The organism is Kitasatospora sp. NPDC032150 (assembly GCF_055579945.1).
This window is the reverse complement of the sequence record NZ_JBVIMH010000002.1, coordinates 171,752-194,548: the sequence shown is the minus strand read 5'-3', so window position 1 is coordinate 194,548 and position 22,797 is coordinate 171,752. Positions and strand designations below refer to the sequence as shown.

Annotated in this window: 17 protein-coding genes and 1 tRNA gene; 13 read left to right on the top strand and 5 right to left on the bottom strand. The window is 70.8% G+C overall.

The window, feature by feature from the left end; translation table 11 throughout:
• Positions 1-136: 136 nt before the first annotated feature.
• A complete protein-coding gene (locus ACZ5ON_RS03195) occupies positions 137-1,474 on the bottom strand; it encodes a M20/M25/M40 family metallo-hydrolase (RefSeq protein WP_344635716.1) in 1,338 nt (445 codons plus the stop codon).
• A gap of 246 nt (positions 1,475-1,720) precedes the next feature.
• Between ACZ5ON_RS03195 and ACZ5ON_RS03190 the strand changes: the two genes are divergently transcribed.
• The 5 genes from ACZ5ON_RS03190 to ACZ5ON_RS03170 all read left to right on the top strand — a co-directional run bounded on the left by ACZ5ON_RS03190 (position 1,721) and on the right by ACZ5ON_RS03170 (position 6,675).
• Positions 1,721-1,808 (top strand) — tRNA-Leu (locus ACZ5ON_RS03190).
• 540 nt (positions 1,809-2,348) lie between these two features.
• Positions 2,349-3,413, top strand: coding sequence for a PP2C family protein-serine/threonine phosphatase (locus ACZ5ON_RS03185; RefSeq protein ID WP_465584574.1), 1,065 nt, complete (start codon positions 2,349-2,351; stop codon positions 3,411-3,413).
• A gap of 478 nt (positions 3,414-3,891) precedes the next feature.
• Positions 3,892-4,161, top strand: a complete 270-nt coding sequence (locus ACZ5ON_RS03180) for a Scr1 family TA system antitoxin-like transcriptional regulator (RefSeq protein WP_465585311.1) — start codon at positions 3,892-3,894, stop codon at positions 4,159-4,161.
• On the top strand, positions 4,158-4,367 hold the full coding sequence (locus ACZ5ON_RS03175; protein WP_465584569.1) for a DUF397 domain-containing protein: 210 nt from the start codon (positions 4,158-4,160) through the stop codon (positions 4,365-4,367). Before ACZ5ON_RS03180 ends, ACZ5ON_RS03175 begins: the two co-directional genes overlap by 4 nt.
• 406 nt (positions 4,368-4,773) lie before the next feature.
• Positions 4,774-6,675, top strand: coding sequence for a DNA/RNA helicase domain-containing protein (locus ACZ5ON_RS03170; protein ID WP_465584564.1), 1,902 nt, complete (start codon positions 4,774-4,776; stop codon positions 6,673-6,675).
• Between the two features lie 424 nt (positions 6,676-7,099).
• Here ACZ5ON_RS03170 and ACZ5ON_RS03165 read toward each other — a convergent pair whose 3' ends face one another.
• Entirely contained in the window at positions 7,100-7,963 is an 864-nt protein-coding gene (locus ACZ5ON_RS03165) for a YwqG family protein (RefSeq protein ID WP_465584560.1), read from the bottom strand.
• Between the two features lie 113 nt (positions 7,964-8,076).
• Complete coding sequence (locus ACZ5ON_RS03160) at positions 8,077-8,331, bottom strand: NUDIX hydrolase (protein WP_465584555.1); 255 nt, start codon at positions 8,329-8,331, stop codon at positions 8,077-8,079.
• A 298-nt stretch (positions 8,332-8,629) separates the two neighbouring features.
• On the opposite strand from ACZ5ON_RS03160, the gene ACZ5ON_RS03155 reads away from it, so the two are divergent.
• From ACZ5ON_RS03155 to ACZ5ON_RS03140, 4 genes are all read left to right on the top strand, one after another.
• The gene (locus tag ACZ5ON_RS03155; protein ID WP_465584550.1) at positions 8,630-9,613 is read left to right on the top strand and encodes a carbohydrate ABC transporter permease; all 984 of its coding nucleotides are present in this window, start codon (positions 8,630-8,632) and stop codon (positions 9,611-9,613) included.
• Positions 9,610-10,488 (top strand): carbohydrate ABC transporter permease, encoded by an 879-nt coding sequence (locus ACZ5ON_RS03150; RefSeq protein WP_465584547.1) that lies wholly within the window; start codon positions 9,610-9,612, stop codon positions 10,486-10,488. The genes ACZ5ON_RS03155 and ACZ5ON_RS03150 overlap by 4 nt, the downstream gene beginning before the upstream one ends.
• 28 nt (positions 10,489-10,516) lie before the next feature.
• Positions 10,517-11,908, top strand: coding sequence for an ABC transporter substrate-binding protein (locus ACZ5ON_RS03145; RefSeq protein WP_465584543.1), 1,392 nt, complete (start codon positions 10,517-10,519; stop codon positions 11,906-11,908).
• Between the two features lie 507 nt (positions 11,909-12,415).
• Positions 12,416-13,276, top strand: coding sequence for a bifunctional 5,10-methylenetetrahydrofolate dehydrogenase/5,10-methenyltetrahydrofolate cyclohydrolase (locus tag ACZ5ON_RS03140; protein ID WP_465584540.1), 861 nt, complete (start codon positions 12,416-12,418; stop codon positions 13,274-13,276).
• A gap of 87 nt (positions 13,277-13,363) precedes the next feature.
• On the opposite strand, the gene ACZ5ON_RS03135 is transcribed toward ACZ5ON_RS03140, so the two are convergent.
• Positions 13,364-16,858, bottom strand: a complete 3,495-nt coding sequence (locus tag ACZ5ON_RS03135; protein WP_465584535.1) for a S8 family serine peptidase — start codon at positions 16,856-16,858, stop codon at positions 13,364-13,366.
• A 517-nt stretch (positions 16,859-17,375) separates the two neighbouring features.
• On the opposite strand from ACZ5ON_RS03135, the gene ACZ5ON_RS03130 reads away from it, so the two are divergent.
• The 3 genes from ACZ5ON_RS03130 to ACZ5ON_RS03120 are packed head-to-tail and all read left to right on the top strand — an operon-like array spanning position 17,376 to position 21,198.
• Positions 17,376-18,563 carry a glycosyltransferase gene (locus ACZ5ON_RS03130; RefSeq protein WP_465584528.1) on the top strand — a complete coding sequence of 396 codons (1,188 nt, stop codon included), beginning with the start codon at positions 17,376-17,378 and terminating at the stop codon, positions 18,561-18,563.
• Between the two features lie 40 nt (positions 18,564-18,603).
• Positions 18,604-20,436, top strand: coding sequence for a DUF4082 domain-containing protein (locus ACZ5ON_RS03125; protein WP_465584522.1), 1,833 nt, complete (start codon positions 18,604-18,606; stop codon positions 20,434-20,436).
• A gap of 3 nt (positions 20,437-20,439) precedes the next feature.
• Positions 20,440-21,198 carry a WecB/TagA/CpsF family glycosyltransferase gene (locus ACZ5ON_RS03120; RefSeq protein WP_465584519.1) on the top strand — a complete coding sequence of 253 codons (759 nt, stop codon included), beginning with the start codon at positions 20,440-20,442 and terminating at the stop codon, positions 21,196-21,198.
• A 73-nt stretch (positions 21,199-21,271) separates the two neighbouring features.
• Here the strand turns inward: ACZ5ON_RS03120 and ACZ5ON_RS03115 are convergent, their stop codons facing one another.
• Positions 21,272-21,910: a hypothetical protein gene (locus ACZ5ON_RS03115; protein ID WP_465584516.1), complete on the bottom strand. Its 639-nt coding sequence runs from the start codon at positions 21,908-21,910 to the stop codon at positions 21,272-21,274.
• Positions 21,911-22,100: 190 nt separating this feature from the next.
• On the opposite strand from ACZ5ON_RS03115, the gene ACZ5ON_RS03110 reads away from it, so the two are divergent.
• Positions 22,101-22,790, top strand: coding sequence for a YveK family protein (locus ACZ5ON_RS03110; RefSeq protein WP_465584513.1), 690 nt, complete (start codon positions 22,101-22,103; stop codon positions 22,788-22,790).
• Positions 22,791-22,797: the final 7 nt, after the last annotated feature.

Below are 22,797 nucleotides of genomic sequence, written 5' to 3'. Positions count from 1 at the left end.
GATGCCCGCACGGACGCTCCGGACATGCGGATGGCCCGCCCCGTGCTTCCGGGGCGGGCCATCCGTCGGACTCCGATCCGTCGGACTCCGTACCCACCGCGGGCTTCATGCCGCCCGCGGACTTCGTGCCGTCCGGTCAGCAGGCGTCGATGAACCGGTCCAGCACCCGGGCGCCGAACTTCAGCCCGTCCACCGGCACCCGCTCGTCCACGCCGTGGAACATCCCGGCGAAGTCCAGGTCCGGCGGCAGCTGCAGGGGCGCGAACCCGAAGCAGCGGATCCCCAGGTCCTGGAAGGACTTCGCGTCCGTGCCGCCGGAGAGGCAGTACGGCACCGCGCGGGCGATCGGGTCCTCGGCACGCAGCGCGGACTGCATCGCCGCGACCAGCGGCCCGTCGAAGTCGGTCTCGATCGCCTTGTCCGAGTGCAGGCTCTCGCGCTTCACCCGCGGGCCGAGCACGCGGTCCAGCTCGGCCAGGAACTCCTCCTCGTAGCCCGGCAGGAAGCGCCCGTCCACGTGCGCGGTGGCCTGGCCGGGAATGACGTTCACCTTGTAACCGGCACCCAGCATGGTCGGCTGCGCCGTGTTGCGCAGCGTGGTGCCGATCATCTTGGCGATACCGCCGAGCACCCGGAGCGTCTCGTCCATGTTCTCCGGGTCGAGCTCGACCCCGAGGGCGTCCGACAGCTCGTTCAGGAAGGCCCGGACGGACTTGGTGATCCGCAGCGGGAACTGGTGCCGCCCGAGCCGGGCCACCGCCTCGCACAGCTCGGTGATGGCGTTGTCGTCGTTCTCCATCGAGCCGTGCCCCGCCCGGCCCTCGACCGTGAGCCGCATCCAGTGCATGCCCTTCTCGGCCGTCTCGATCAGGTAGAGCCGGACATCGTTGTTGACCGTGAACGAGAAGCCGCCGACCTCGCCGATCGCCTCGGTGACGCCCTCGAACAGCTCCGGGTGCTTGTCCACCAGGAAACGGGCGCCGTAGGTGCCGCCCGCCTCCTCGTCCGCGAGGAAGGCCAGCACGATGTCGCGCGGAGGCTTGCGGCCGGTCCGCAGCCGGTCACGGATGACGGCCAGGGTCATCGCGTCCATGTCCTTCATGTCCACGGCGCCACGTCCCCAGACGCAGCCGTCCGCGATCTCGCCGGCGAACGGGTCGTACGTCCAGTCCGCGGCGTTGGCCGGCACCACGTCGGTGTGGCCGTGGATCAGCAGCCCGGGACGGGAGCGGTCCTCGCCCTCGATCCGGACCACGGTCGAGGCCCGGCCCTTGGCCGACTCGAAGATCTGCGGCTCCAGGCCGAACTCGGCCAGCTGCTCCGCGACGTACTCCGCCGCGGCCCGCTCCCCCGGCCCCGAGCCGTCACCGTAGTTACTGGTGTCGATCCTGATCAGGTCACGGCAGATCTCGGCGACCTCCGACTCAGCCGTCACGCCCGGGACGGCCACCCGCTCCGCCTTCGACTCGCTCAAGGTCACGGTCACTCCTCGTCTCAAGCCCGCCCGGCGCACCTCCACGCCATCCGCGGCCCCACGGCCGCGGCCCTGCGGGCACGCTCCCGCCATCCTCCCCCAGCAACCGCCCCGTCCCAAGGGCAATCCCCCGGATCGAAGCCCGTCGGGGCTCGCGACGGACGATTTTGGATCCTCAAGCCGATCTTGCTACAGTTATCCATGTCAGCGCGGCACGGAAACGAAAACCGCAACGACAGACACCTAGTCCGGGTGGCGGAATGGCAGACGCGCTAGCTTGAGGTGCTAGTGCCCTTTATCGGGCGTGGGGGTTCAAGTCCCCCCTCGGACACCAGTGAATCGCTGGTCACGACTGTGACCAGCGATTCTTGCGTATCTGGTACCTGCCGGGCCGTTGCGATCACTACTCGGCGCGAGGCGATCACCCCCGGCCTTGGTCTGCAAAGCCCTGCCGCATTTGGGATCCACATCGCCCGTGCCGACATGAACCACCTGCAACGATGCGCCGTCACGGCTACCGGAGAAATCCGACGGTGCACCAGCTGACGCCGCCGTTCGGTGGCTCCGCGTCGACGGTGTGTGACGTCCTGCGGGAGCCGGGCCCGTTCCTGGCGCAGGAGCCGACGCCCCGTCCGGAGCGGGAGCGGACGGGTCGTGGATCGTGGACGGCGCCCTGATCTCGGCGCGCGACCGCTCCGTCGGCGCGTCCGACCGCGACTACCGCGTTTCTCCGCATGACCACCCGATGCGCCGCGCCGTGTAGCAGGCTTTGGTGGCGGTTTGTGTCGATAAGATAGTTTTTGTGATCATTAGTGATCGGCTGCGGCGTCTCCGTTCTTCCGGCGGGCGCTCGGAACCTGTTCTGCTTGCGCCGGTGATCCTGACCGTCGTCGTCGCCAGCCTGGCGTTCGCGACGCCCAGGGAGGTCGCCTTCAGCCGCATCCTGACCGCCGCACCGGCCCTCGCCGCGTGCATGTGGCCCGTGCTTCCCACCGTCCTGCTGGGGATGTTCTGCCTTCTGATCATGATCGGCCTCAGCCTCGTCTACCCGGACCTGGGGACGTGGTACACGGTGGGGGCGATCGTCGCGGTCACGGTTGCGGCCGCGTACGCGAGCCACATCCGGCTCCAGCGGGAGACGACCCTCCTGCACGTCCGACTCGTCGCCGACGCAGCGCAGGAGGTGGTCATGCGCCCCTTGCCACGCTTCGTCGGATGCATCGAGATCGAGTCGCTGTATCTCGCGGCAGCGGCGCACGCCCGGATCGGCGGCGACTTCTACGAAGCCCTCGACACGCCGTACGGGGTTCGGCTGCTCATCGGCGATGTGCGGGGCAAGGGCCTGTCGGCGGTGGGGTCGGCCGCGGCAGTGGTCAACTCCTTCAGGGAGGCCGCCTACGACGAACCGGATCTGCGCGGCGTCGCCCGACGTCTGGAGACCAGCAGTTCCCGGCACAGCGACGCGTACGCCGCCCAGGACTCGCCGGAGCGCTTCGCCACCGCCATCCTCGCCGAGATCCCGCAAGACGGCGGCTGCCTCAGACTCCTCAACTGCGGGCATCCCCCGCCGCTGCTCGTGCACTCCGGGCAGCTCGGCGTGCTGCAGCCCACAGCTCCCTCGCCGCTGCTCAACCTCGCGGAGCTGATCGGCGACCACTACAGCGTCGACTCCGTCCCGTTCGCCCCTGGTGACCTGCTGCTGCTCTACACGGACGGCGTGGTCGAGACCCGTGACCGCACCGGCGAGTTCTTCCCGCTACCGGACTGGCTGCGGCGGCAGACCCCGGCCGCGCCCCGCCAGCTTCTCGACCGGCTTCACCAGGACCTGGTCGACCACAGCAATGGCGGGCTCGACGACGACATCGCGGCCCTCGCCGTACGCCTGCGCGAACACCCGAACCGCGAAGCTCCTCGTCCATCCGACTCGGGTGCCGCTTGACGACCGGAGACGGCACACCACTACAAACGACCCCGTCTCGTCACCCGACGTCCGCGCATTCCGTCTGCGCCCCGCGCGGGTAGGTGCGGGGGCGCGTGAGCTTGCGAGCTCGGCGACGTCTCGCAGGCCCGCGTGGTGCTGACCCGGTCCGTAGCGGCCGGGCCGGCCCGCGGTCAGCAGACGGCCAGTGGGGACGTACGGGCCGCGCGCAACAGGTCACGGGCGCGGGCGGCGCCTCTGGAGTTGCGCCCCACGGCAGCCGGGTCGAGTGCCGGACCTCTGCCCGAGGCAAGCCCAGCACAGGAGCGGCAGATGCCGGGATCCGGCACGGGCGCTTGGCAGCGGTGACACTCGTGGCGGGTGCGCGGCGGCGTGACGGGAGCCGGGGGCGCAGGCATCCTCCGCTCCAGCCGCTTGCGCAGGAACGCCACCGGGGCGTGGATGCGCTCGGGCAGCCCGGCGAGCAGCGCATCCTGGTCTGATCCGCCTCGCATCGCTGCGTAGCACGACGATCCAGGTCCTACCGCTCGACTGCGAGGAACACGGAGGATACGAAGGCCCGTTCGTCCTGCTTACGCCCAAGGGCAAGCAGCAGGTCGCGTACCTGGAAGTGCAGGACGTCAGCCGCCTGGTCGCGGAGGCGGATGAAGTCCGTATGCTGGCTGCGCGTTACGGGAGCATCCGAGGGCAGGCGCTCACCTCCGGTGAGTCCTTGGCCTTCATCGAGAAGATGCTGGGAGACACATGAGCACCGACACGCGACAGTCGGCCACGGACGGGCTGGTGTGGGTCAAGAGCAGCTACAGCGGCGGAAACGGTGGCGAGTGCGTGGAGGTCGCGGCTACCGATGGTGGCAGCGTGTTCGTCCGCGACTCCAAGGATCAGCAGGGGCCACACCTGATGTTCACGCCCGATCAGTGGGCGGCCTTTGTAGGCTTCGCCGCGGAGCTCTGAGGTCCCGGCCTACCTGCCGCCGGCCCGCTTGTCGACCTGCAGGTCGAGGCGAAGGCCCAGGGAGGGCCGAAAAGGTAGCCCACACGGTGGGGCGGGACATGGGTACGGGTGAGCAACAGCGTCAAATCCCAGTCGAGTTCTACGTTCTTCTCGGGGAGCAGCACCTAGCCGGAGGCGATGCTCAATCCGACTCGTCGGCACTTCGGGACCGCCGCCGCTGCGGCTTTGATGGTCGCTCTGCGTTAGCAGCCCGTGGCCGGCGGGACTCAGTTCGCCCCGGGCCCCTCGACCTCCTGTCAGCCGGACAGGTTAATCTTCAGCTACTTATCACTGCGGCCCAACGGGCTTCCGCCTCAGGACATGCCCCCACCCGCACGACTCGCTTCGTGCTGCCTGGGGGCATGTTTTGCTGTTCCGCGGTTCCGCCAAAACCGTCGCCGCCGAGAGGATGGCCGGCACTCTCTTCATGCGCCTCAGTGAGAACTTCACGCATCGACATGGCTATCGCCCCAGCCCGTCCGAGATGCTGTCATGGGAGCGAAGCCTCCCCGCTCTCGCCGACACCCTGCTCGATGCGGGGTTGGGAGACGTGGAGGTACTGGTCGAGTACCAGCTGCCACTGACCAGCCGCCGGGTGGATGTCGTGCTAGCGGGGTTCCATCCCACGACGAAGGAGCCTTCGTACGTGGTCATCGAGCTCAAGCAGTGGAGCAGTGCGGAACCTGACGACGAGTCCCCGCGACTGTGTCGGGTCGGCGGCTATCCCGGTATGCGGCTGAATCCGATCGAGCAGGTCCGTGGCTACTGCGAGTACCTGGTGGACTTCAACGGTGCACTCGCCGACGAACCGCACCGGGTCTCGGGGGTCGCATACCTGCACAACGCCAACGAATTCGGGGCCCAGAGGCTGCGGGAGGTGGGCCAGGACCGCCACGGCCGATTGTTCACCGGTGAGGGTCGCGGTGCCCTGATCGCCCACCTGCGATCCCTACTCGATGTGACTCCCGGGGCGTCCGCGGCAGACGAGCTACTCAGGGCCAGGAAGGCACCCTCCAAGCAGCTGATGTCCGTGGCGGCTGCTGAGGTGCGCGAGCGCGAGCAGTTCGTACTGTTGGACGCGCAGAAGCTGGCATACGAGCTGGTACTTCGCGCCGTCGAACGGGCACGCCGCCAGGACCACAAGGAGGTGCTGGTCGTTCTCGGCGGCCCGGGGACAGGTAAGAGCGTGATCGCGCTCTCTCTCCTCGGTGAGCTCTACCGGCGGGGCCATTCGGCGCTGCACGCGACGGGATCGCGCTCCTTCACGTTGACGATGCGCAAGATCGCGGGAGCGCGAAAGCCCGCGGTCCAGAAGCTCTTCAAGTACTTCAACGATTTCATCAGCGCCGACAAGAACTCCCTCGACGTGCTCGTCTGCGACGAGGCGCACCGGATCCGGGAGACCTCGAGCACCCGCTGGACGCCTGCCGCCAACCGCACTGGCCGGGCTCAGGTGGAGGAACTGATCGACGCCGCACGCGTTCCAGTGTTCCTGCTGGATGAGAACCAGGTGGTACGCCCTGGGGAAATGGGTACCGAGGCGCAGATCGCGGCTGTGGCCCGCGCGAAGGGACTGGACGTTCGAGTGGTGCGTCTCGATGACCAGTTCCGCTGCGGCGGCAGCGAGGCGTATCTGACCTGGGTCGATCGGCTGCTCGGCCTCAAGAACGGCGGTCCCGACGTCTGGGAGCCCGACGAACTGGTGGATCTGCGCGTGGCGGACTGCCCCGACGAGCTCGAAGAGTTCCTGCGGCAGCGACAGGCAGAGGGGTACGGCGCCCGAATGACCGCCGGGTACTGCTGGCGATGGAGCCCCGAGCCCAGGCCAGGCGAGCCGCTCCCCCTGGACGTGAGAATCGGCGACTGGGAGCGGCCGTGGAACCTGCGCGGCGACCGCGGGTTGTCCGGTGCCCCGCCGGCGGCGCTGTGGGCAACCGATCCAACTGGCTTCGGGCAGGTCGGTTGCGTCTACACGGCCCAGGGCTTCGAGTACGACTGGAACGGGGTGATCATCGGTCCGGACCTGGTGTGGCGCGGCGACCGCTGGGTGGTGGATCGCACCGCCTCGAAGGACACCGTGTTCACCAAGGCGACCGACGACGCCGAGGTCGCCCGGCTGATCCGCCACACCTACAAGGTTCTGCTCACCCGGGGCATGGTCGGGACCATCCTCTACTCCACCGACCCGGAGACCCGGGAGAAGCTGCGTGAGTTGGTTCCCGGCAGGTCGGAAGCCATGCAGCGTGGGCTATCCGAAAGCATCGTCTGAAATCCGGCCAGGGCGCAAAGCCGGATCCGATCTGATAGATCCTGCCAGCTCAGCCGGTGCCATTGGTCCCGTGGACGGGGTCAGGCAAATACGGGCCCATCTGACGGGGGCCCATATCCTAGCCATAGGTGGCGAACCAGGTGCTGCGCAGCGGCCACGGGCTGCTGTTCGGCCAGGCCGCCCCGGGTGACACCCCGCTGGTGCCCGGCACCGGGATGTTCCGTGCGGCCACCGTCCCCACTCATATCCGGGCGGTGACTTCGACGTGCTCACCGACACCGGTGGCGCTCCCATCGAACGCGACGGCGCCGAAGCGCTGTTCGACCGCTGGGAGCAGCACGACGCCGACCTGCCCGGCATCACCCGGTCGTCAGCCCGGCCACCGCCCGGGCCGTGCGCCCCGCCGCTGCGCGCCGCTGGCCGGTCAGCTGCACTGCCAGTTGAAGACCGCCCGGTCGAAGCGCTTCGCGGCCAGGTCGGCGGGGCGGATCAGCCAGTACAGCGAGCCCATGTCGCCCCAGATCATGTCGGCGGCGGGGTCGCTGTCGATCTGGGCGAGCAGGACCCAGCACTCGGCCTCGGCCTGGAGTTCGGGGGTGTGCCAGCCAGCCCGGCCGTTGAGGACGGCGTGGGCGACCTCGTACTCGACCGGGTTCTGGATGGGCATCGGGTGGCCGCCTATGCGGTGCTGGCGGCCGTCCCAGGACAGGCGTACGGCGTCGGTGAAGTTGTCCCGCAGGTCTTCGTCGGTCTCCTGGCCGAAGGCGTCGGTGGTGGTGGGGTGCCAGCGGCCGGGCTCGGAGGCGGTGAGCCGGGCCGTGAGCCGTACCTCGCGGTAGGGCTCCAGGCCTTCGGGGGTGGGGTGGCTGATGGTCTCGGCACCGGCCGGGACGTACACGACCCGGGCGCCGGCCCAGCTGTCGCGGTCGTCGACCAGGACCAGGGCGTCGCCGTCGTCCAGCTGGCCGTCGAAGTAGAAGAAGAGCAGCGTCCCGTCCGGGGGCACGGGGATGTCCAACTCGCCCGTGGGCAGCGCCGCGCAGTCGATCGACGCGACGAAGGACAGCGGCCCGTTGCCCTCCCAGACCGGCCACTCGGTGCCGGGCGGCAGCTCGGGCTCACCGCCGAGCCGGCCGACCACCGGGCCGACCACCCCGGCGGGCGCGGTCGAGAGGCGGACGCACGGCCGCAGCAGGGCCGTCCACCTCTCGGCGCTCTCGGCCGGGAGGTGCCGCCTGGCGGCGGTGGTCAGTTCGGTGGTCCATGGTGCGGGGTGAGCGGTAGTCATGGGTAGATGATGCGCTATGTCCCTGACAGTGCCCTGGGAGCCACCGGTCGACCGCTGCCCGGCTGTACGGCACCGCGCTGGACATCGAGGGCGGAGTCCGTCCGCTGCCAGGCTCACCGTCCGAGGAGCAGCGGGGAGGCCGGGGCGCCGTGGGTGAGCAGGGCGGTCAGCGGGGTCGCGAGGTCGCGGGGTGAGAACAGGTCGGGGCCTCGGTAGTCGGCGATGTCCTGCCGGGTCCACCAGCGCAGCGCGGTGATGTTCTCGGCTGCGAGGTCGTGCTCGGACAGCGCGCCACGAGGGTCGAACGTGCTGGTGCGGATGAGGAAGTAGTCGTTGAGGCGCCCGGGCGCCGCACGGCAGCTCCACATCCGCCTGCCGCCCCGAGCGGCCGCATCCAGACACACCCGCCCGCTCAGCCGCGCAGACCGCACCCGCGAGGACCGCACCCGACAGGCCGTACCCGATAGATGCCGTTCATCACGGCGAGTCAGGCGGGTTGAAACGGAGGGCTGGAGCGCTGTCTCCGGGGTAGGGATCGGGATCGACGAGGTCTGATGCGAACACGTAAACCGGGCGCCACCCGGCGGCTACCCGGTGGTGGTCGCCGCGCCGCCCGAACGCGACACGGTTTCGGCCGAGCGTACTGCGAGGAGAGGTGGACGCCCTATGCCCCGATCAAGCGGAGCGGCCGCGGCGGCCGGGCGGGCCGGAGCGACCGGTGCCGGGCGGGCCGGCGCGACCGCAGCGGCCCCGAAACGCGGGCCCGGCCGGCGCGACTGGGGTGAACGCACGCTGGCCTGGGCCTTCCTGCTGCCCTCGCTCGTGGTCTTCGCGCTCTTCATCGGCTATCCGCTGGGCCGCACGCTGTATCTGAGCACCCATGGGAACGACCTGTTCGGTGCGCCGTCCCGGTATGTCGGAATGCGGCACTACACCGACCTGCTGGCCTCCGCCGAATTCCACAAGACGCTGGTCACCACCCTGCTGTTCGTCCTGCTGACCGTACTTCCCGGCGTGTTCGGCGCACTCGGCCTGGTGCTGCTGCTGGAGAGCCGGGTGCGCGGGGTGCGCTGGCTGCGGTCGGCGTTCGCGCTGCCGTTCGCCTTCTCGGTGGCCAGCGCCTCGGTGGTGTTCTCGGTCTTCTTCAACCCGGCGATCGGGGTGCTGAACGGGCTGCTGTCGCAGTTCGGCACCGGTCCCGTCGGCTGGCTCACCGACCAGCGGTACGCACTGCTCTCGGTCAGCGCCGCGACGGTGTGGATGAACCTCGGCTACAACGTGCTGGTGCTCTCCGCCGGAATCGGCTCGATCCCGCAGGAGACCGTCGAGGCGGCCCGGCTGGACGGCGCGGCGGGCTGGCGGCTGGCCCGGAGCATCACCGTGCCGCTGCTGGGGCCGCACCTGTTCTTCCTGATCGTGGTGTCCACCATCAACTCCCTGCAGAGCTTCGGCCAGATCCACATCCTGACCCTCGGCGGCCCGGACGGCGCGACCCGCACGCTCGTCTACTCGGTCTACGAGAAGGCCTTCGCCTACGGGTCCAGCGACTTCGGCACCGCGAGCGCCCAGGCGGTGGTGCTGCTGGTGGTCGTACTCGCCTGCGCGGGCGTCCAGTTCGGGCTCCTGGAGCGGAAGGTGCACTACGCGTGACCACGACCGAACGCCTTCCGGCAAGGGCCCGTGCCGCCCGCGAAGGCACCGCGCGGATACGGGAGTCGGCAGGCCGGGCGGCCGTCTACACCCTGCTGGGCGCAGCGGTGGTGACCGTCGCCTTCCCCGTGTACTACGCGTTCGCCGGGGCCGTCATGGGACCGTCCGAACTCTCCTCCTACCCGCCGGCGTTGCTGCCGCACTCGGTCACCGGACGGAACTTCGCCGGCGCTGTCGAGGTGATCCCGCTCGGACGGCAGTACCTCAACTCGGCCGTCACGGCGGGAGTGATCACGCTGGCGCAGCTGCTCACCTCGGTCCTGGCCGCGTACGCCTTCGTGTTCCTGCCGCTGCGCTGGCGGACGGCTGTCTTCGGGGTGTTCCTGGCGACGCTGATGGTGCCGTGGGAGGCCGTGATCATCCCCAACTACCTGACGCTGTCGGGGTGGGGGCTGGGCAACACGTACTTCGGGCTGGTGCTGCCGTTCCTGGCCTCGGGCTTCGGGACCTTCATGCTGCGGCAGTCGTTCCGGCAGTTTCCGGCCGAGCTGCGGGACGCGGCGCGGATCGACGGGGCGGGGCACTGGCGCTTCCTGTGGCGGATCCTGGTGCCGCTGAACAAGCCCTCGCTCGCGGCGATCGCGATCTACGTCTTCCTCTCCGCCTGGAACCAGTACTTCTGGCCGCTGATCATCACCCGTACCGCTCAGATGCAGACCCTGCAGATCGGGCTCGCCGGTCTGCGGGACGCCGAACGGGCCGACCCCGGGCTGATCCTCGCCGGGGTGGTGCTCTCGCTGCTGCCGACCCTCGCGCTGGTGGTGTTCGGCCAGCGCTTCATCGTCCGCGGGCTGACCGCCGGTGCCGTCCGCTGAACCTCCTTCACCCGAGAGGCAGTTACCCATGAGCAAGTGGAGTCTCAGACTGGCCGCCGGCCTGGCGGCGGCCGCCCTCGCCCTGACCGCCTGCAGTTCCTCCTCCTCGTCCGGCGACTCCTCCTCCGACGGCTCCGCGCCCGGTGCGGACGCGCTCGAACAGGCGCAGGGCGTCACCACCGTCACCTTCTGGCACGCGATGACCGGTCAGAACGCCACCGCGTTGACCTCGTTGGTGAACGAGTTCAACGCCGCCCACCGGGGCAAGATCGAGGTGAAGCCGCTCTTCCAGGGCACGTACGACGACGTGATCGCCAAGTACAAGGCCTCGGTGCAGCAGAAGGGCACGCCCTCGCTGGTGCAGGTCTACGACATCGGCACCCGGTTCATGATCGACTCCAGGCAGACCGTCCCGGCCCAGGCGTTCGCGGACAAGGACGGGTACGAGCTGGGCGACATCGAGCCGGGCATCCGCAACTACTACACCGTCGGCGGCAAGCTGGCCGCGATGCCGTTCAACTCCTCGATGCCGCTGCTCTACCTGGACGCGGACGCCTTCAAGGAGGCTGGCCTGGACCCGGCGAAGCCGCCCCGGACGCTCGCCGAACTCGGCGAGGCCGCCAAGAAGCTGACCAAGAAGGACGCGAACGGGCAGACGGTGCGGTACGGCTTCGGCGCGGCCGTCTACGGCTGGTTCGTGGAGGAGCTGATCGCCGAGTCCGGCGCCCCGTACTGCGACCAGGACAACGGCCGCACCGAGAAGGCCGGCAAGGTGCTCTTCGACTCCGCGCAGGGCGCGCAGGCCGTCCAGTGGTGGGCCGACCTGGTCAAGGGCGGGTACGCGGCCAACACCGGCCGGGTCACCGCCGACGCCCAGGCCGCCTTCAAGGCCGGGAAGGTCGCGATGCACCTGGAGTCCACCGGCGTGCTGCGCGGCTACACCGAGGCCGCCAAGTTCACCGTCGCCACCGCCCCCTACCCCGGGCTCACCCCCGACGGCCAGGGCGGACCGGTGATCGGCGGCGCCTCGCTGTGGATAGACGGCCCCGGGCACTCGGCGGCCGAGCAGCGCGCCTCCTGGGAGTTCGCCAAGTTCCTCGCCGAGCCCGCCCAGCAGGTCGCCTGGCACACCGGCACCGGCTACTTCCCGGTCAACCGCAAGGCCCTGGACGACCCCAAGGACAAGGAGTGGCTGGCCAAGTACCCCCAGTTCCAGACCGCCATCGACGAACTCCACGCCACCGAGCCCACCCCCGCCACCGCGGGCTGCCTGCTCGGTGTGATGCCCCAGGCCCGCAAGGGCGTCGAGACCGCCATCGAGCAGACCATCAGCGGCGCCAAGACCGCGCAGCAGTCCCTCGGCGACGCCGCCAAGGACCTCCAGCCCGCCATCGACAGCTACAACGCGTCGGTCGGCTGACCCACCACCGGGCCGGCCGGTCCCGCTCCCGCGGCGGGACGGGCCGCCCCTCTCACACCCGGGCTCCGGGCGGGGAACGCCCTTGTCGGTCCGCCACGAGAGGATGGCGGCATGACGATCACTCCCCGACTGGTGGCCAAGTACCCGATCCCGGACCGGGACGGCGCCCAGGCCCGGTCGGTGACGGCACCTGGATCACCGAGGAGTGGGACGCCCTCTTCCGCTGGCGCCGCTGACCTCCCCGGCGCCGCCGGATCCGCACACCCGGCACCCGCCCGGGTCCACCGGCCCGCCGCCTCCCGCCGCCCCGGCACGGCACGGCCGGGCAGCGGCTAGGATGACCGCGCGGGCCGTGACTGGCGCTTGGGTGGGGCACCACCGGGGAGCGATCCGCCTCCAGTTCCAGGACCGACCGGCAACACGGAGCGCGGACGCCGCGAGCCCCGTTGCCGCTCGGTCCGAGCCGCGCGCCTGGGCATCCCGTCCGCTAGACCCCTTGGACTGCCCATGACCGCACAGCTGATGACCGGTACCGACCTGGCCCGTGAGACCCTCGAGCGCGCCGCCGAGCGCGCGCGGCGCCTGGAGGCGGAGACCGGGGTGCGCCCGTGTCTGGCAACGGTGCTGGTCGGCGAGGACCCGGCCTCGGTCACCTACGTCGCGATGAAGCGCAACCGCTGCGCCGGGGCGGGTGTCGAGTCGCGGCACGTACCGCTGCCGGCCGCCACCACCACGGAGGAACTGGTCGCCGTCATCCGGGAGTTGTCCGAGGACCCCACCGTGCACGGCATCCTGCTGCAGCACCCGGTGCCGGCCCATGTCGACGAGCGGGCCGCGTTCGAGGCGATCGACCCGGCCAAGGACGTCGACGGTGTGACCATGGCGTCCTTCGCGAACATGGCCTTCGGCCACGAGGGCTTCGTCTCCTGCACCCCGGGCGGGATCATGCGACTGCTGGACGCGTACGGGGTCGACCCGGTCGGGCAGCACGCGGTGGTGGTCGGGCGCAGCCCGATCCTCGGCAAGCCGATGGGCATGCTGCTGCTTGCCCGGGACGCGACCGTCACCTACTGCCACTCCAGGACCGTCGACCTGCCCGCCGTCCTCGCCACCGCGGACATCGTGGTGGCGGCGGTCGGCAGGCCGGAGTTCATCAAGGGTGAGCAGCTCAAGCCCGGTGCGGTCGTGATCGACGCGGGGTACAATCCCGGCAACGTGGGCGACGTCGAGTTCGACGGGGCGATGGGCCGCGCCCGGCTGGTCACGCCGGTACCGGGCGGGGTCGGACCGATGACCATCGCCGTACTGATCGACCAGACCGTCGACGCGGCGGCCAGGCAGACGGCCCTCGTGGCGGCCTCGGTCTGAGGGGCACTCCGCCGGGGAGGACCGGAAGCAGCCGAGGCTGCCCCCGGGATCGGGGACAGCCTCGGCCTGTTCGCCGCCTGACGTACGTCAGTTGACGGTGTAGCTGTACGGGAGCGCCGCCAGCACCGAACCGGTCATGCCGATCTGGTTGTTGGCGGTGACCACGCCGTTCGGGGCGGTGACCAGGTACAGGACGCCCGAGACGGTGGTGCCCTTGGGGGCGGTCGGGGTGACCGTGACCTGGATGGTGCCGGTGGCACCCGGCTTGACGGTGACCGGGGTGGTCGCCTTGGCGCCGGCGTTCACCGCGAGGGTGTACGGGTCACCGGTGCTGGAGGTGATCGCCGGGTCGAACGCCAGGGTGTGCGCGGTCGCGGTGATGGTGGAGCTGCCGGCCGGCGCACCCGAGTTCGGGAACGGGCCGATCTGCTGGACCGAGGTGCTCCAGAAGCCCGGGACGATCGGCTGGGCGGCCGAGCCGACGGACTGCGCGACCGAGATGGTCGAACCGTTCTGGGCCTTCTTCAGGTCGCCGAACAGGTCCGGCGAACCGGTGGTGCCGCCGAGCTCCAGCTGTGCGGGGGTGGTCGAGGCCGCCACCGCGGTGAGCCGGTCGGTGCCCGGTGGGATCAGGAAGCCGGGGGTCTGGGAGCTCGGGCCGAGCGGCAGCGCGACCGTCCCGGAGGTGCCCTGCGGCACCAGCGGCAGGTCGACCTTCCGGTTCAGCCGGCCGTCGGCCTGGACGACCTGGGTGGCGCCGGTGTTGTTGGTGTAGGTGACCGTGACCGTGGTGGCCTTGCCCGCGGCCAGCTTCGCCTTGGCGCTGCCCGGCAGGTTGGCGGCGGCCTTGTTCTGGTCGAGCCCGATGGTGCCGGTGAACGGCTGGCTGAGCTCGGTGCCGCTGACCGGGTTGACGACCACCAGGGCGAACCGCCAGCGGCCGGGAACCGGGTTGATCGTGGTCACGGACAGGCTCGCGGCCTTGCCGGACAGGTTCCCGCCGGCGTCGAACAGCGCGTTGCTCTCGACATCGACCGGGGTGCCGTTCGGACTGATCAGGACGCCCTGCACGAGCACGTTCGGGTCCCCGCCGAGGGCCAGGCCGACCCGCAGGTCGCGGTGGCCCTTCGGCACGTCGAACGCGTAGGTGAAGCTCTGCGCGGGCGAGTAGCTGCGGGCGTTGCCACCGGTGATGGTGCCGGTGAACCTGCCGCCGGTGCCGTTCAGGTCGACCAGGCTGCGCAGTATGACCGGCACGCTGGTGGTACGGCCATTGGAGCCGGCGACGGTGATCGACTGGTCGCTGTCACCGCTGGTGGTGGGCGTGGTCAGCTGGACGTGCAGGGTCTTGCTCTGACCCGGCGCCAGCGTGGTGACCTGCGGGCTCACCGCACCGGCCGGAACCGCCCGCTGGAACGAGGTGTCCAGCTGGACCTTGCCGGTGAAGCCGTTGCTGCCGGCGGGGGTGTAGAGGACCGCCTTCCACTCCCCGGCGACCGGGTGCGGGACGTCCACGATGCCGAAGTTGGCCGAGACCGGGCCACCCTGCGGGCGGGTGTTGGTCTCCAGCCGTCCGGACGGGTCCAGCAGGGTCATCCGGACCACCGGGGTGACGGTGTTGCTGCCGGACTTCTGGGCGACACCCGGCCACGCTATCGACGCCGCCAGCCGGTCGGCGCCGGACGGGACGGTGAAGGTCACGTCGTGGTGCACCCAGGTGGCGCCGTTGGTGGCGTAGCTGAAGGTCGGGTCGGTGGCCGAGTCCAGCTGCACGTCCTGGTGGGACGAGCTCAGCGCGGCGAAGGTGCGGGTGGCCGCGCTGACGGTCTGCGGGCTGCTGCTGGTGTTGACCACGTTGACGTCGGCGGTGTGGGTCTGCCCCGGGTGGCCGGTGAGGTCGATCTGGCCGGTGGTGACGGCGACCGTGGAGCTGTCCTTGGCGCCGTCCGGGCTGCGGTAGCCACGGGCGGCCTCGACGGCGGCACGGACGTTCAGCAGACCCGCGCCCTGCTCCTGGGCCGGCAGGCCGAGGTCGGCGGCGGTGCCGGTCAGGAAGGCCTTGACCAGGGCCGGCGACGGGGAGGCACCCTTGTGGCTGTCCCGGTACGCCTGGATCACGTCGGCGGCGGCACCGGCGGTCAGCGGCGCGGACTGGCTGGTCCCGCCGAACGGCTGGATCGAGCTGCCCTCGCCCTTGTAGTCGGTGCACTCGGTGTACTTGCTGGTGTCCGGACCGCACAGCGACCAGTCGGCCTCGCCCGGGGCCACCAGGTCGACGGTCTTCCCGCCCTGGGTGATGCCGCCCGAGGAGAGCGCCGAGATCCGGCTGTTCGACCAGGTGCCGTTGGAGAACTGGGCGGCGGCGTAACCGGTCTGCAGGTAGGACTGGTTGTCGGTGGAGGCACCGACCGAGATCACCTTGGGGTCGGTCGACGGGGTGCCGATGGTGCCGTTGATGCCCGCGTCACCGCTGGACACCGTGACGGTCACACCGGCCGCGACGGCCTGGTCGTTGAAGAGCGAGATGGTGTCGTGCGCACTGCTGTCCGGGGTCACGTTGCTGCCGAAGGACTCGTTCAGCACGTCGACGTGCGCCACCGAGACCGCGTAGTCGATCGACTGCAGGATCGCGGAGTTCGGGAAGGTCTCGCCGCCGGCCTTCAGCGCGACCAGCGAGGCGCCCGGCGACATGCCCTGGATCCGGATGTTGCAGCCGGCCGGCAGCGGGTGGCTCGGGTTGACGAACTTCGACAGGTCGTAGCTCTGCCGCCCCTGGGCGATCATCGCGGAGGCGTCACCGAAGGCCTCGGCGGCGCCGCTGGGCGCGTCCCAGCCGTCGCCGGAGAAGTCCTTGTAGTCGATGACGGCGTGCGAGCCGTCCGGCCGGATGAAGTCGGGGTGGTTGGGGTCCAGGCCGTCCGCGATGTAGGCGACCTTGACGCCCTTGCCGTCCGCGATCTCGTTCGCACCGGGCGAGCCCTTGGCGCCCTGCACGTGCGTGGTGTACAGCGCCTCCGGCTCCAGCAGCGGCTTGTCCGGGTCGCTCGGGCAGATCGCGCCGCCGTACGGACCGCCGTCCGCGGCCTTGGCGGAGGCGGTGGCGTTCGGGGCGACCGAGGCCTTCGGGGCCTTGGCGCCCTTGCCGCCCCTGGTCTCGGCCGGGGTGGCCGGGCTCGTCGGGGTCACCGTGACCGTCTGGTCGGGGACCACCGAGGCGACCGCCGGGTTCGCGGCGAGCGCGGCCCGCAGCGCCGGGCTCACGGTCGCCGAGAAGGCGTTGCCGACCACGAAGCTCTTGATGTCGGTACCGCCCTCGGCCCTGACCTTGGCGAGCAGCGGCTCCTGAGCGGAGGCGGCCTGCTGCTTGCGCTCGGTCAGGTGCCCGGAGTCGGCCGGGGCACTCGGCAGCTGGTCCTTGAGGATCACGATGACCGGGGCCGGTGCACCGCTGTCGGCGGCTGTGGCGGACCCCGGCACGGCGGGCAGTGGCGCGCTCCAGGCGGTGGCCCCACTGGCCAGCACCATGGAAGCGGCGGCGGCAAGGGTGACCACTGCCAGCTGCGGTTTATGCCGACGGATCATTAACGTCCCTTCATCTGATGCGATGTCAGGAGCCTGTGTCCGAGCACACGAACGAGGGTCGGACGCATGCATAATCCTGGAACACCCGTCCCGACAGGCCCGCATTCCAGCGCATGAACGGACCCCGGGACAAGAGGGATCGACGGCGGACGACCAGGTGAACGCGCTGTGGAAATGCCCAAGGGCCGGTCAAGTCCGCAGTTCGGCACCGGCGTGTCGAGACCGTTTGAGCCGCCGTAAAAATTTTCTGACGACTTTTACCCGGTTGGACCGACTGACGGAACGGCAAATACGGACCAGACAGCGGAAAACCGCTCCAACCTCCTGACGGCGACCGGTTCCGGCCGCCCGGCGCGGGGTTGGCCCAGGTCGGCCCCCCGCGTCGACGGTTGATCTGATGAGGCGACACATAGTAATCAGCTGACCGGAAATCCGGTCCGGCCCTCCACGGCCGACCGGTTCCGCTAGCCTGGCGCGGGGGTTCGAAGTCGTGGTTCCGATCGTGGGGGTTGGGGACGTGGCGTCTGCTGGACGTGCCGGTTACGTGTGCTTCGCGGGGCAGGACTGGTGGTACCACAACCGGGCGCACTCCGACGTGCAGCTGATGCTGAAGCTGGCGGAGCAACGGCCGGTCCTGTTCGTGAACAGCATCGCGATGCGGATGCCGATGCCCGGTCGGAGTTCGCAGCCGCTGCGGCGGATCCTGCGCAAGGCGCGGAGCATGGCGCGCAAGGTGCGGCGTCCCGTACCGGAGCTGCCCGGCTTCGCGGTGATGACTCCGGTGCTGCTGCCGTTCTACGGCAGCCGGCTCGCCCGTGCGCTCAACGCCCGGCTGATCGCGCTGCAGGTCAGGCTGGCGGCCCGCAGTCTGCGGATGTCCACGGACGTCTGCGTGGTGACGATGCCGACCGCGGCCGATGTGGTGGAGCACCTGCCGCACCGCACCCTGGTCTACAACCGCTCGGACCGGCACTCCGCCTTCCCCGAGGCCGACACCGCCTTCATCGAGGTGCTGGAGCGGCGGCTGATGGCCACCGCCGACCATGTGCTGTACGTCAGCAGCGAGTTGATGGCGGCCGAGCACGAACTCACCCGTGACCGCGCGGTGTTCCTGGACCACGGCGTGGACCTGGACCACTTCACCCCCGAGGGCGCGGCGGAGCCGGCCGATCTGGCCGCGATCCCGCACCCGAGGATCGGCTTCTTCGGCGCGCTGGACGACTTCATCGTCGACTTCGACCTGCTGGCCCGGGTGGCCAAGGACCACCCGGACGCCCAGCTGGTGCTGATCGGCGACACCACCCATGACCTGGGCGCGCTCACCGCCCTGCCGAACGTCCACCACCTCGGCTTCCGCCCGCACGCCGAGGTACCCGCCTACGGCCGGGGGTTCGACGTGGCGCTGATGCCGTGGCTGGACAACGACTGGGTCCGGCACTGCAATCCGATCAAGCTCAAGGAGTACCTGGCCCTGGGCCTTCGGGTGGTGACCACCGACTTCCCCGAAGTGCGGCGCTACGCGGACCAGTTGGCCATCGCCCGCACGGCCGGGGAGTTCAGCGATGCGGTCGGCGCGCTCCTGGCCGCCGCCGGGAGCGAGGACGAAGGGGCGGTGCACCGCCGCCGGGGCTCGGTGGAGCAGGACTCCTGGGAGCGGCGCGCGGCCGAGCTGCGCGAGCTGATCGAAGGGCCGGCGGCGGGCTGAGGGGCACCGCGCGCACCGGACACGCAACAAGGAGACCAGCGTGCACAGCCGCTCTCGTTCCGCACTCGCCGCGCTGCTGGGCCTGGCCCTGGCGACGCTCCCCGCCTGCACCGGAAGCAGCCCCGGACCGGCTCCGCCGTCGCCCGGCGGAGCGCTCGGGCCGACCACCACGATGTTCGGCTCCGCCGAGCCCACCACCCCGGCGTTCGCCGATCCCGCCGCCACCACGCTGGGCGTCCGCTTCACCTCGACGCTGCCCGGTCTGGTGACCGGCGTCCGCTTCTACAAGGGGCCCGGCAACACCGGCACCCACCTGGGAGCGCTCTGGGACGCCCACGGCAGGCAGCTGGCCCAGGCCGCCTTCGCCGACGAGTCCCAGACCGGCTGGCAACAGGCGAAGTTCGCCGAGCCGGTGCGGATCGCGCCGGGTGCCACGTACACCGCCGGGTACCTGGCGCCGTCCGGGCACTACGCAGCCGCACCGAACGCCTTCGACGGCGGCCCGGTCACCCTCGGCTCCGGCCCGCTGACGGCGGTCGGCGGCGGCTTCGCCCAGGGCGGCACGCTGGCCTTCCCCGCCCAGTCGCACGAGAACACCGACTACTACGTCGACGTGACCTTCGCCCCGACCGGGTCCGTCTCGCACGTCCCGGACGCCTTCACCACCGCGTACTGGTCCAGGTGGCCGGCGACCGAGCGCTGGAAGGACTCTTCGAAGCTCCCGATCGGCGTCTGGATGCAGGACCCGACGACGCCCTTCGACGGCTCTGACGAGGCCCACGCCTTCGCCGCGCTCGGGGTCAACACCCTGGTGGGGCTGTGGGACTGGCCCGAGGAGGAGCACGGCCAGATCCGGGCCGCGACCGCCGCCGGGCTGGCCGTGATCGCCGGGGGCGGGGCCTGCGCCCCGGCACCGGGCGCCACCGGGGCCGCCGCCTGGGCCTGCGACACCGCGGATCTGCCGCTGGCCGCGCAGGCGGCAAAGATCGGCGGGGCCGCCCTGGCCGGCTACCAGCTCGCGGACGAGCCCGACATGAACGTCCCCAACGGCACCCCGACGGGGGCCGGCTGCATGCCGCCGGAGAAGCTGGCCGGCTTCGCCAGGAGCCTGCGGCAGCAGGACCGGACCCGGCCGGTGCTGGTCAACTTCGGCAGCGGGGTCGCGGGCGGTGCCCGCAGTCCCGGCTGCCCGACCGACTTCAGCGGCTACCCCGCCGCCGCGGACATCGTCTCGGTCGACTTCTACGGCGTCACCGACCCGTCCTCCCCCGCCCGCACCAAGGGCGTCCGGACGTACGCGGCCACGGCGGCCCGCGCCCGGGCGCTGGCGCCCGGCAAACCGGTGTGGGTCTTCCTGGAGACACCGGTGCAGATGCTGGGCGGCTCCGCCACCCCGTCGGGCGCCAAGGCCGCCTCGCCCGCCCAGGTCCGGGCGGCCGCCTGGGCGGCACTGGTCAACGGCGCGACCGGGCTGAGCTGGTTCTGCCACTCCTTCGCCGCCCAGTCCCAGCAGGTGGACGCCTGCCTGCGGGACGCCGGCTCGGCGGCCACCATCAGGAAGGTGAACGCGGACGCGCAGGCGTACGCCGGGTACTGGAACGCGCCGCCGCTCCTGGTCGGCGTCGCGACCCAGGGCGCGCCCGTGACGGCCACCCTCCGGAAGGCCGGCGGCCGCACCGCCGTCCTCGCGGTCGCCACCGACTCGCCCGAACTGCCCCGAGGCGGCCCGGCCACGGCCACCTTCACCCTGCCCGACCGCTGGAGCGGGAAGATCCGCACGGACGACGGCCGCACCCTCACCGCCACCGACGGCACCTTCACCGACCGCTTCGACGCCTACCAGCCGCACGCCTACACCCTCGACGGGAGTTGAAGCATGGAGCACCGGGAGGCCGCGAAGACCGTTCAGGCCCGCGACTTCAGGACCCTGATGGACCGGATCCGCATCGTCGGCGACGAGCCCGCCGAGCAGGCGCTGCTCGACGAACTCACCCTCCTCAAGGGCCCGTTCGTCCTCTCCTTCGTCAACGCCCATGCGGTGAACCTGGGGTGGCGCCGACCAGAGATGCTGGACGGGCTGTTCGGCTCGGACCTGCTGCTGCGCGACGGCATCGGGATGAAGCTGGGCATGCGGGTCTTCGGACGGCCGTACGGGCGGAACATGAACGGTACGGACTTCATCCCCGCCGCCTGCCGCGCCTACCGGGGCAGGCGGGTGGCGCTGTTCGGCACCCGCTCGCCGTGGCTGGACAACGCCCGCCGCACGCTTGAGGGTTGGGGGCTGACCGTGGTCGCGACCCGGGAGGGCTTCGACCCGCCGGAGGAGTACGTGCGGCAGGCCCTCGCGGCCGAGCCCGACCTCGTGCTGCTGGCGATGGGCATGCCGAAGCAGGAGGCGGTCAGCATGGAGCTGCGCGCTGCCCTCTCGCACCCCGTCCTGATCGTGAACGGGGGCGCCGTGCTGGACCACCTCGGCGGGAAGGTGCCGCGGGCTCCGCTCGCCATGCGCAGGGCCGGCCTGGAGTGGCTGTTCCGCCTGGCCGTCGAACCCCGCCGGTTGTTCGGCCGCTATGTGATCGGCATACCCGTCTTCTGTTCCCGGATGGCCGCCCTCCGGCTCCGCCCCTCCCGCTGAGGCCCCGCCTCACCCCCGGCCGCCTCACCCCCGGCCGCGGCACCGCCGGTGCCCCGGCACCGCCGCCGAGGCCTCACGCTGCCCGCGACACCGTTCGGCGCCCGGCACGGGAGCGCAGGTACTCGTCCGTCCAGAGGGTGCACGCCACCCCGCCCAGCACCCCGAGCGCGGCCACCCCCACCAGCCCCCGGCTCTTGACCCCGAGCACCGGCAGCGCGGTCGCCGGAACCAGCTGGTCACTGGTGATGTACCGCTGCTCGGGGATGTTCTTGCCCTCCTGCAGCCTGCGCAGCTCGGTGCCGAAGTGCTCGACGATGACGTCGACTTCGCGGTCGGCCCGCTTCGGATCGGCGCCCTTGACGCTGACCTCCACGGTGGGGACGACGTACGCCTCGGTCTTGGTGGTGCCGGTGTTCCGCGGTGCCAGGTCGAAGTCGCCGCTCACCCCGGCCTGCCTGAGCTCGACCGTCCCCGACGGGCTCTTCAGGACGGTGACCACCGCCGCCCCGATGATCGCCAACGACGGCCGGAAGTCCGTCATCCCGCTCGGGTCCTGCGGCGTCTCGGGGGGTTTGATCCGCACCACGGCGGCGGACCGGTAGACCACCGGAGGCTTCGCCACCACCACCGCACCGGCCAGCGTCAGCACCGCCGCCAGGGCGAGCACGTACCAGCGCCGCAGCAGCGCGCGCACCACTTTGCGAAAGGACATCGTCACCCCACCCCGTTGGCCATCCTGCCATCTCCCGGAACACGATTACGGCAGTTCGCGGATTGTTCTCCGCCCGCACGCCGGTTCCAACTAGGCTCGTACGGGGGTGTCTTGACAGCCAGCTCGGCATCGGCCGGGGCGACTGCGACACTGGGGTCAGCTACGGCCCCAGGGGGAGAATGTGTTGGACATGCGCGAGGTCCTTCGAGTGATCCGCAAACGCTGGTACGTCACGCTGCCGATCGTGCTGATCACGGTCGCGCTGTCCGCGGTGGCCAATGCCGTGCTTCCGACGTCCTACCAGTCGCAGTGCTCCATCTCGCTGTTGAACTCTCCGGACGTCGCCGCCGAGGCGCCGAACAACGGCAATCCGTTCCTGAGCTTCAGCCAGGCGCTCACCGTGACCGCCGACTTCCTCGGCCGCAGACTCAGCTCGGACGAGTCCGCCAAGGACCTCAAGGCCCGTGGACTGACCGGCGAGTACGGGGTGAAGCTGGCGGACAACGCGATGGGGCCCTTCCTCACCCTGACGGTGACCGGCTCGGACCAGGCGCAGGTGAGGAAGTCGATCGCGGTGCTCAACACCTATGCCGCCGACCAGTTGAAGGCGATCCAGACCGAGCAGAAGGCGCCGGCCGGTGCGCAGATCACCTCGACCGTGATCATCCCGCCGCAGCAGCCGCAGGCGCAGCTGAAGCAGAAGCTGCAGTCCGTCGCGCTGATCGGGCTGGCCGGCCTGGCGGTCGCCTTCCTGTCCGCGTTCGTCGCCGAGAACCTGGCGGGCGTGCTGCAGCGGCGCCGGGCGGGCTCCGGTGCGGCTGCCGCCGGTGCCACGACGGCGGACCGGGCGGCCGAGCCGTCGCTGGCCGCAGGGAGGTAGCGCCCGG